The organism is Fibrobacter sp. UWR4, from assembly GCF_003149045.1.
Classification (GTDB): Bacteria; Fibrobacterota; Fibrobacteria; order Fibrobacterales; family Fibrobacteraceae; genus Fibrobacter.
Genome location: NZ_QGDU01000061.1, coordinates 1 through 10,153, shown reverse-complemented (window position 1 = coordinate 10,153; position 10,153 = coordinate 1). Strand labels below are relative to the sequence as shown.

The window sequence follows — 10,153 nt, the reverse complement described above, 5'->3', positions numbered from 1 at the left end:
TCTCGGTTAAGTCTCATCGCTTGTCCTTTTCTTGGTCGAAAACGCAAGTTAGAAACCTAACCATCCCTAGAATTCACTTTCTAGGGATTTTTTTTTGTTTTCAGCCTAGATCGGATTTACTTGACGATGAGAATCCGCGAGTTATAAAAACCTCGCCTATTAAAACTACTATTTAAGGTACTAATAAATTCAGGGGTATCAACATAGCTATTCAATTCTAAGACACCCCTATATGTATCTATGCTAGCAAAAACAGTTCCCACAAAAGAACCCGCAGTATATTTTCCGGCAATTGTTGCTTCTTTTGCACTACTTGCAGCTAATGTTCCAGAAGTCGTCATTGTCGAAATACCTAATTCACTTTGAATATGGCCTTTCATTAGACTATGAACATACCCTATAGGACTTGGAATAAAAGAAAGAATTAGGCCAGGAATATCTCTTACTATAGCACCTGTATAAAATTCAGCTTTACTAAACGGCCTTATTTCGTATTTTCCAGCCCTCTTACGAATCAAATAACCGCCATTTTCATCAATAAATGAAGTTGGATTGTATCCATTCCCCGCATAAAGATACGGGCTTGCGAATTGTCTCTTGGGGTCTACAGAAAACCACAATCCAAGCATTGGATCCAGATATCTTGCGCCGAAGTAGTTCAGCTCGGTCTCGACGTCGCGTTCCTTGCGCTCACGGGTCTTGGACACGCGCCTGCTGGAACCGTCGTAGGCCATCAGCAACTTCGTGGAATCGCAAACAATCTGCTCACGAATATCAATACAAGAGTTTCTGCGGACGAATTCAACAGGCATACCTCTCCAATCATAGGAAATTTTCAGGGACTTAGAGCGGTCCTCGATGAGATTTCCCTCGGAATCATAGACGAAGTTGCCGGGCAAACATTATTAGCTTTGCCGTTTTCCGTCCAAGTTGCGGTTAGGCGCTAAATTTGTTTAAAAATCATTTTCCCTGATTTCAAGAGGATTACACAATATGCTATCATATTTGTCTATTTCATCTTTTAGACGTTCTATCAAAAGATACAATTCTTCATTTTTCCTTAGTTTCGTGTATACTTGCTTAACAGGCAAAACAATTTCTGAATCAGATGCACCACAATAATGAAATCCCCAAGTAATTTCGCGATTATGACTTGAAGGGAATTCATACTTTTCTTCACAATCGCATGAACAATAAAACAAAAGATTTTTAATAAATCCCCCGTTATTCCATCTTGCATAAAGAGAATCATCAACATTCTTGCTTAAAGATTGTATTGCGACATCTGAATTCACTTTTGAATTTTTTGAAAATGTTGAGCATTCCAAATTACGATTTTTGCCAAAAGTAATAGTAACGGCAATAAGCAAAAAAAGAACAACTACTATTTTATTCATTCTGCCTCCTGATTCATTTCAGGGGCAACATCAGCATTCTTGATAAGAAAATCTACAGTATTCATGATAGAAGTCTTTCCGCTTTTCTCCGGTCCATAAAGATTTTCGTACTTGCCCGAAGCTAAGTTATCTTTAGCATAACAAGAACCCAGATAGGTTTTTGTAGTAAGACGATCATTTAGTGTGCTGAAGTCAATTCTGCTAGCATCTGTTGATCTAGGTATATCAGAAATATATTCTTTGCCCTTTCCGCCATGCGATGCAATTGCAGCTAAGTCAGGTTGTCCCAAATTTAACCACGAAGTCATTTCCAAGTCTGTAGTTTCCCCCTCAGGAAAAGCTTTTACTTGCACAGTATTAACAGACATATCTATTCTACTTGATATATACTGTTCATATTCAGCAGCTTTCTGTTGAGCTTTAAAATCTGCGCCCTTGGAATCTTGATTATAATAAATTGCAAATTTGATATTTTTTTCCCATCCGGGTCCACGCCGTTCACGGGATTCACCCCATTCCCGGCATACAGATACGGGCTTGCGAATTGTCTCTTGGGATCCACACTCACCCACAATCCGAGCATGGGGTCGAGATATCGTGCGCCGAAGTAGTTCATTGTTTTCTGATATTATACAAAAAATCAAAGTCAATATACAAAATGTTTTTTGTTTCCTCATCGCAATTTATTTGTGAACTTGCATCAGATAAGAAAGAAGCGATATGATCTATACTCTGTTTAGCCTCAATCCCTTTTTGAAAATAACAGATATAGTATATGGGAATGGATGAATAAACCCAATTTTGTTGACAATTTTCAAATAAAAGCTTCTTATACAAGGAGTCTGGATTTATTTTTTTTCCTACTAATTCATTTGCCAAAGTCCAAGCTAAAGAATCCTCACAATGTTGTATTTGCCATACAGCAATAGCAGAATCGATTTTTCCTTTCGAGAGATAAAGCATCATGTCAGAAAACTCTGCAGAGCCCCATTTTTCACAGGCCTCAGCAAATGAGAGAAAGAAACAAACAAAAAGGAATACAACCTTTCTTTTAAACATCATTGAAAAGTCTCTTGTAAAAAAAATCAGTATTACCGAATTGGCATGCCTACAGGCCGAGATTCAGGAACAAAGGGTTCAAAATGTATCTTTATAGGTCTCTTAGCGTTTAGATCAGGATCTAACATTCTTCTTATTGATTTATAATCTCTAGAAGTCACGCATCCTTCAGAATACATTGGAGTTCCAGGATGCATGGATTCTCCCCACCAAATATCTGGATTTTTCAAAGCACTTATTCCCTTAAAATAACCATCAGTCTTCCCGTTTGTAATGGTAAGCCATCCCTTTTCACTTCCCTTGGGAAGAGTGCTTTTTGCAAGCATTCCATCTCCAGAAATAACAGCCTTATTATCCTCCTTCATCCAAGCATCACGAGACGCCCAAAAAGAAGCGTCCGGTGTATAATCATTGTACGTTTGACCATCTTTCCAATTTTCCACATTCAAAAACACATCTAAACGATAAGTGTTAAAATCATAAGCATAGTTTTCCCCATCTATCGTAATATTTCCGGTCTGTCTTTCTGCATTCGCATTTCCAGTAACAACAACCATCGCATCATTCCCATCGGGATCATACCCAATAATCGGATTATATCCATTCCCCATATACAGATACGGGCTCGAGAATTGCCTTGCCGGGTCCACGCTTGTCCACAATCCGAGCATAGGATCCAGGTATCTTGTGCCGAAGTAATTCAGCTCGGTCTCGTCGTCGCGTTCTTTGCTGGTGAAATTCTCTGTGACTTTTTCGGCAGGGACTGCCAAATCTACTTGTTCACCGAACGCGCGGTAGTCATAGACTGCAGAAACTTCTGCTGGAGTGTTAGAACCAGTAACCTTTGCGACCATCATGGTGCTTCCCAAGTGGTTCTTTAAATAGAATTCGTCACCATTGCTTGTCCCATTGTCAGATTCAATGGCATAACGTCCCAGCCCCTGCGGCATATTGACCACGACCTTGGTCCCATTCTGACCATCTACACGAATTTCAGAGCCAATGCCGGTATAGTGGGTTTTCTTTTCCAGGTTCCATCCCGTTGTGCCATCAAGTTTGCGAAGTAAGGTCTTAGATACACGACTTCCTGCACCATCGTATGCTATCTCCAGCTTAATGGAATCGCACACAACCTGTTCATGGATGTCATAGCACTTATCTTGACGCTTAAACTCTACCGGCATACCACGCCAGTCATAGGCGATGGTCATACGTTTTGACTTATCCTCGATAAGATTACCATCCCTGTCATACACAAAATTGTCTTTGTTAGACATGTTGCGTTTTTCAGCGGATCCTCCAATGCCATCTGAGACTGAGTTCAGCATGTTAGTGTTTTCATAATAGCTGTAGATACCATCAGCGCTATTTTCATCAGCATTACCCGCTTTTTCACCACGAAGCTGTTGCACAATACGCCCTTGAGCATCATAGGCAAACATTTCATCCATATCCGGAATTTCACTATCCTTTACGAGTTCAAGTCGATTGAGGAAATCATAAATGTATGTCACATTGCGTTCATTTGAAACGCCATTCACATTATGCGCAAGATAATGAGTCATCTGGCTGACATTTCCGTTGTATTGAGGTTTACAGTCAGTACTTCCGCAATCCTCGTAGAACAAAGTCTCTTTATAAAGTGGTTTATCTTGGAACTTGCTAGATGTTGTTGCACTTTTCACTGCACCAGAAATATGGTAGGTGTAGGTCACTGTAATGTTATCGCCCAAAGTCACCGATTTCAAGGTACCTAAAGGATAATAAACATAAGATGCAAGAAGCTTTTCATTAGAGTAACCGTTTTTGACATATATACTATCAACTCGTCCAAGACGATCATAAGTATATCGTTCAACAACAGACTTACTCTTATCGCTATAACCATAGGGATACTTGGTCACCTTAATCACTCGTCCTCCAAGGTCGTATTCAGTCTTTGTACCCAGGGTTTTGAGATTCAAATCAGCGACATCATCGTCAAACACATAACTTTCAAGTACACGACCATACTTATCATATTTGTTTGCAACAGAACGGCGAACAACAGTATTTGTAGCCTCATCAATCTTTACATCGGAAATCGTTGCCATTAAGAAAGTCTTAGTGTACTTAAAATCAGCCTGTTCAACAAAAGATGGATAAAGATTTAACCCCAAAGTATCTCGAGGAGGCATATGATCATAGATATTCCTTGTAATTGTACCAGGAACCAGTTCTTCTATAGCAGGCAATTGAAACTTGTAATTCTTCTGGAAATAGTCTTTCAATGCTATTGAATCCCTTCCAGATTTCCACTCACCAGAATAGCTTACACGACCAAGGTCATCATACACAATTACCGATGCCGTCTTATTTTTTATCTGATTTTGTGATTGTGTTGCTCGCAAACGGCCCATAAGATCATAATAACTTTGCGTAGTATCCGCATCTGGTTCATAGCTTTGCACCAGGCGTCCTTCTGCATCATACTCAAACATACTAGGGCGAACACATGCTTTTGATTTTGGAGTGTAATTGCAACTCATCGGAGAGTGACTTTCTTGCAAAAGACCATTTTCATTGTATACATAAACACTACGTGTATTTAAGGTCCAATCATCATTCAAAGAACCCGAAACAACAACTCGACCTTCGCCATCTTTAATTGTAAATACTTTACGGTCATCAGGGTCAATATTCATTTCCCAAAGATGAGTTGGATTAGCATTGGCTTTGGCATGGTAATTAACTCTAGATTCTCCCTTACGATCATAAAAGCGTTTTTCATCCTTTACTGCAAGAATAGAATCATTCAGAGACGTTGAATCAAATAAGTTGACACCACTTAAATTAACACCAGAAGAGAACGCCTGTGTATAATGTTTCTTGAAAGCTGCGCCAGGCATAGTTTCAACTTCTTTTGTTGCAGCCTGATCAGGTTTCCAAGATGTTTCCACATATGCAACATTGCCAGCCTCTGGATATCCTTCACGATCCGCGGTATAATATCTGTTAGCTTCGTCTTTATTACCAGCAGTTTTTTCTGATGTATTGCAATTAATCCCAGCAATGCACTGCACCGCGTAGGGAAGATACTTCTTAGACAAACGTCCCATGAAATCACGCTGAGAAGTAGTAATTAAGAGTTCAGATTCTCCGTCATACGCTCTAGTTTCCAATTCTTCATGCTGTGTGGTTGTAAAGCGAACTGCATAATTTACAATAGAGCGCCTTGAACCCGGTGTCATAACAAGATCGTCAATATCCATATTACCGATCAAAACAATCTTGTTTTCTTTTCCTTTATTAAACACTTCTTTTTCAAAATAGAGAGTGTCTTTTTTCCAAGACTGTCCCCAGGAAACATCCTTACAATTAGAACCGCTATAGCTGTTATCTGGATTAATACAAATTTTCAAATAAGAACCATTATGCCAATAAGAAACAACGGCGCCACTGTCTGCAAGCAAATTTGATGCTGCGGAAGGCAAAGTTTGTGTTATACTAGAATGATTGCTGATTTTCACATATCTAGAACCCTGAGGAGCATTTTCACGAATATTCTCAACTGTTCCATTTATGGACCATCCCAACAATGTAGGATCTTCAAATGTACCGTCAGAAATAACTTGACCTAAAGCATAAGATTCTGCATCAGTTCGATTAGCCTTCGCCATGGGATTCTTTCCAGGCGAATGCATCGGTATAAAATCAACCTTTTCTTCGTCAACTTCAACAACATTTATTGTTGGCGCATTTGGATCTTCCTTACCATAAACCACTTCATTTTTTGAAGTTTTTACAACGATATAATCAGTAACAGCAGAATTACTGGAGCCATTTTTTAAGGACCAGTCATCGCTAAAATTCCAATAATAGAACTCCTTTGATTCAGCAACACAGTCATACAAACAAGCATCAAAAAAATCAAATTTTAATGTTTGTTCCGCCATATTCGCAGGAATACCATCCGCAAATTTTACAGAATATAGATGATGACTTCCGCTTGATATGCGAGTTACAGACTTACCAGCAATGAGCGCAGTTCCTGCATGAGCAAGAGTATCTGTACCGTTTGCGATAACCGGAACCATGCCGCTGGGATGAGTTACATATACATTTAAGAAAGCAGGGGCAGCAACAGCTGAATCTCCCTCATTCTTTATTTTTATTTCAATTTGCGCACCAGGCCATTTATCGCCAGATTGTTTCTTGTCAAAAGCAGCAATCCCTTTAACAGATTCCTCTACAACAATTTTTAGTTCCTTTTCCTTAAAGCCTTCGCAATTCCATGCAGCATTACCGTATACAATCTTTCCTCTTTCATTAAATAGGGCCATTTCGGGGTTCAAAATAGTTTGTGAATTAGGAATGGACAAATAACTTCTTTGAGACTCTTTTGCAATATAGTCCGTATTAGAAATCGTATACCATTGCCATTGATCCTGAGGGAAAGTATTTCCCGCATCAACAGAAATATTTTTTTCAAAACTAAACGTCAATGCATATTTGTCAGCAGCACAACGTTCAATTTCAGCATTCATCCCAGTAATATTAGGAATTGAGGTTGCAAAATCCTTTACACGCACGTCACCTTGATCAGAAAGATAAAAACGCATTTTATATCCACTGATATCAACTTTCTTAATACCATTATTAAACACCATGGCATTAAAAACCATTTTATCAGGAGAACTCAAATAGCCATCATTTACTCGATACTTGATCTGCAAATCATTTACTAAAAAAGGAACGTTTGTTTCTTCTACTTTTTCATCATCATCATCTTCATCATCATCTTTATCTCCAGAAGATAAACTTGAATTTGAGCCCTCTATGTACACATTGCCATTGTCATCATACACATTATTGTCTGCATCATTCCTATATAAGTCTACACATTGATCTTTCCAAGAGGGAGCTTCACCCCACAAGAGTTTGTGGTTTCCATCATACAAAGGAACTCTGGCTGCATAAGCTCGATAACGCAACGTATCATATTCAACCGGATTTCCCTTCGTATACGGAGACAAAGACCAATCATAACGTTTTTCTCTCTTAGTAACATTTGCATAAACGAAAGCTTCCTTGTTGTCAAAAAGCGAATATTTTGATGGAATTGTAACAGACCCTGAGTATTTAAAGCGAATTCTGAAGCGTCCATTTCCACAGTCGCTCATTCTTGCAATTTCACCCATTTTATAGCCTTTATAACCAATCGGACTAAAGCCGTCATTTAGATACCATTCTCTAGGCCAATTGGAACGAGAATAAAGGGTTCCATTAGATGAATAACCATAATAGTCATAATAGAAATTTGTTAAAGTTACATCATTATCGGAATAGTTTTCAATACCCGTAGCAATATCTAACTGATACGGCTTATACCAGGTTTCGTCACCCATCAATACAGCAAGACCAGTACTCTTGGCATTTGGATGTTCAGAACCATCTACAACTTGAATTTTACGTTGCTTTTGAGAAGTATTTCCATACGGGTCTGTTGCATGAATTGTATATGTATACGTCCCAGGTTTAATATTACGCGTCTGGCGAACGTATCCGTTCTTTGAACGAATATATCCATACTTCTTGTATTTTAAATTATCGGTAATTGCTTCGGAATAATTGTCCCCAGCCCAATAGTCATATGGGTTGCCAGCTTCGATCCAATCAAGGCCACTAACAGTTATTTCAACAGGATCATCCTCAGGATCGGAAACTTCAGGTCTAAAGAAATAATCCTCGCCTTCATAAATAACATCCGTTTTATCGTCTATTAAAATTTCTGGAGGTTGGCTATTTGTATGATTACAGTAATTTCTTTCCAAATTGTAACCATCTACAATTCCAACGTCTTTCAAAGAGTTATATTTAACCAGTTTACAGGTTTCTGTACTGTACCAACTAGGAGCAGATCCATTAATTTTTGTGTTGTTATTTTGATATATTGCTATGTTGGTAGAAATGTGGCTATTTCTTTGTGCGGCTCGCTCCCAATAACTTATAGCATATCTACCGTTGTGTTTATATGAAAAATCTTGTGTCAAATCATTGGGACGATCATATTTTTCAGGGAAAGGAGTATTTGCATCTAACTCAAGGAAACCAACCTGAGAATATGATTTTGAATAAGCACTTTTTGATTTAATAGTGATTTCATCATTATAACGATGTCTTAAAACAAGGTTTTTATTTCCACAATCAAGGATTTCAATGCAAGCATTTCCTAAATCAACCCAAACATTTAAGCTTGCTTTCTTTTCTCTTTTGGTGAAATAATAATCATAATATGGTCTATTAAGAGTTACATCACTTTCAGTGTCATTACGAAGACGCGTATTTAAATCAATCTGGCGCTGGTAACTGGCCGCAGGGTCCTTAACATCAACATTTATCTTACTTTGAGGTTCAATAACAGTAAATTGAAAAGATAGGTTGTTTGCACCACTCTCATTATTACTTTTCACGGAGAAATTGCACCTATAAGTTCCCGGCTTTACATCCTTAGAAACTAATTCCATCCAAAACAATTGGTTGTTTTGCCATGCATTATCGTTATCACGATCATTATTGGTTACAATTTGTTGCTTGAGAGGTCTGTAACTAGGTGTAAACGTAGGGATATATGATGAACCTGAAAGGTTCTCCACGCTATTTACTTGAATATAATATGGACCAACACCATAGGCCCCGATGTCGTCACTCGGAATTTTCGCGTCTCTAAAACTATTATTTTGCAATGCAATGAACACATCTTCTCCTGTATAAAACAGGGTCCGATGTTCACTAGGAATAACAAAATTTAACGCAGCCAAAGCATTTATCTGCAATGCAAAAACAATTGCTATAATCAGAGGTATTTTCTTATTACTTACCAACATTGTTTACCTCAGCATTGTTGTCATTATTCATAAGTTCTCTATGGTGAGATTTGAACGTCATACCATCATCATTATACGATTCAACTAGATTCCCAAAAGAATCGTATGTATAATAAGTTGAAAGATTTGTTTCAGAAATGTGTTGAATCATCATTCCGTACACATCATAAATGTATGACTTAGCTTCAGCATTTTCAGGATAAATCCTTAGATAATTCAATTTTTCATTTGAAGAAAGTGTCATGCTGAAATAAGAACCGTCAATATTTTCTCGGTACGTTTTCCAACCATTGTTAGAAAGTTTCCTATATTCAGCAACATACTTTCGTCCAGACTTAAGAGCACAGCTTATAGACGCCGCACCTAAGATATTTCCATATTGAGCATCAACAGTAGCATTTTCAGAAACAGTACAATTTTCAGAAGAAATAGAATTTTCAAACGGAAGAACAACAGCTATTTCTTCGGTAGTTGCCGGATAGAAAACAGAAATTTGATTTACTCCATCATTAGAGAATACTGTTGACAAAGTCTTACCAAGAACATCTTCTGTTTCTCGAACCCTCAAGAAAGAATCAACCTTTGTAATATAAGATCCAGAATAAGAAGTCAAAGAAGGCAACTTTTCATCTCCGTTTATATAGCTGAACGCATCTGAATACAGTTTCTTTGGTTCTTCTCGTGGTTTAAATTCACCTAAGGCAATAATAGGATTCTTATCTAGATTTTTATTTTTGAGGCATCATCAACATGTGTGGAAGCATTTAGGCAGCCTTGCTAGATGATTCTCTCGATTCCGATTCCCATTCGTAGGCTATCTTTACATCTACA

Annotated in this window: 7 protein-coding genes; all 7 read right to left on the bottom strand. The window is 38.0% G+C overall.

Annotated features, from left to right (window positions below; translation table 11 throughout):
- Positions 1 to 116: 116 nt before the first annotated feature.
- On the bottom strand, positions 117 to 812 hold the full coding sequence (locus BGX12_RS14740; protein ID WP_146196378.1) for an RHS repeat-associated core domain-containing protein: 696 nt from the start codon (positions 810 to 812) through the stop codon (positions 117 to 119).
- 141 nt (positions 813 to 953) lie between these two features.
- The gene (locus tag BGX12_RS15370; RefSeq protein ID WP_146196377.1) at positions 954 to 1,397 is read right to left on the bottom strand and encodes a hypothetical protein; all 444 of its coding nucleotides are present in this window, start codon (positions 1,395 to 1,397) and stop codon (positions 954 to 956) included.
- Positions 1,394 to 1,765 (bottom strand): hypothetical protein, encoded by a 372-nt coding sequence (locus tag BGX12_RS16160; RefSeq protein ID WP_109736789.1) that lies wholly within the window; start codon positions 1,763 to 1,765, stop codon positions 1,394 to 1,396. Before BGX12_RS16160 ends, BGX12_RS15370 begins: the two co-directional genes overlap by 4 nt.
- A gap of 2 nt (positions 1,766 to 1,767) precedes the next feature.
- Positions 1,768 to 1,980 (bottom strand): hypothetical protein, encoded by a 213-nt coding sequence (locus BGX12_RS16155; RefSeq protein WP_370245673.1) that lies wholly within the window; start codon positions 1,978 to 1,980, stop codon positions 1,768 to 1,770.
- Between the two features lie 29 nt (positions 1,981 to 2,009).
- Positions 2,010 to 2,459 (bottom strand): hypothetical protein, encoded by a 450-nt coding sequence (locus BGX12_RS14720; protein WP_109736787.1) that lies wholly within the window; start codon positions 2,457 to 2,459, stop codon positions 2,010 to 2,012.
- Positions 2,460 to 2,488: 29 nt separating this feature from the next.
- Positions 2,489 to 9,322 carry an RHS repeat-associated core domain-containing protein gene (locus BGX12_RS15685; protein ID WP_199220797.1) on the bottom strand — a complete coding sequence of 2,278 codons (6,834 nt, stop codon included), beginning with the start codon at positions 9,320 to 9,322 and terminating at the stop codon, positions 2,489 to 2,491.
- Positions 9,309 to 9,944, bottom strand: a complete 636-nt coding sequence (locus tag BGX12_RS14710; protein WP_146196376.1) for a hypothetical protein — start codon at positions 9,942 to 9,944, stop codon at positions 9,309 to 9,311. Before BGX12_RS14710 ends, BGX12_RS15685 begins: the two co-directional genes overlap by 14 nt.
- Positions 9,945 to 10,153: the final 209 nt, after the last annotated feature.

Excerpts from the sequence above, each read along its gene's own strand:
- BGX12_RS14740 (WP_146196378.1), bottom strand. The coding sequence starts at position 812 with ATGCCTGTTGAATTCGTCCGCAGAAACTCTTGTATTGATATTCGTGAG.
- BGX12_RS15370 (WP_146196377.1), bottom strand. The coding sequence starts at position 1,397 with ATGAATAAAATAGTAGTTGTTCTTTTTTTGCTTATTGCCGTTACTATT.
- BGX12_RS16160 (WP_109736789.1), bottom strand. The coding sequence starts at position 1,765 with ATGTCTGTTAATACTGTGCAAGTAAAAGCTTTTCCTGAGGGGGAAACT.
- BGX12_RS16155 (WP_370245673.1), bottom strand. The coding sequence starts at position 1,980 with ATGCTCGGATTGTGGGTGAGTGTGGATCCCAAGAGACAATTCGCAAGC.
- BGX12_RS14720 (WP_109736787.1), bottom strand. The coding sequence starts at position 2,459 with ATGATGTTTAAAAGAAAGGTTGTATTCCTTTTTGTTTGTTTCTTTCTC.
- BGX12_RS15685 (WP_199220797.1), bottom strand. The coding sequence starts at position 9,322 with ATGTTGGTAAGTAATAAGAAAATACCTCTGATTATAGCAATTGTTTTT.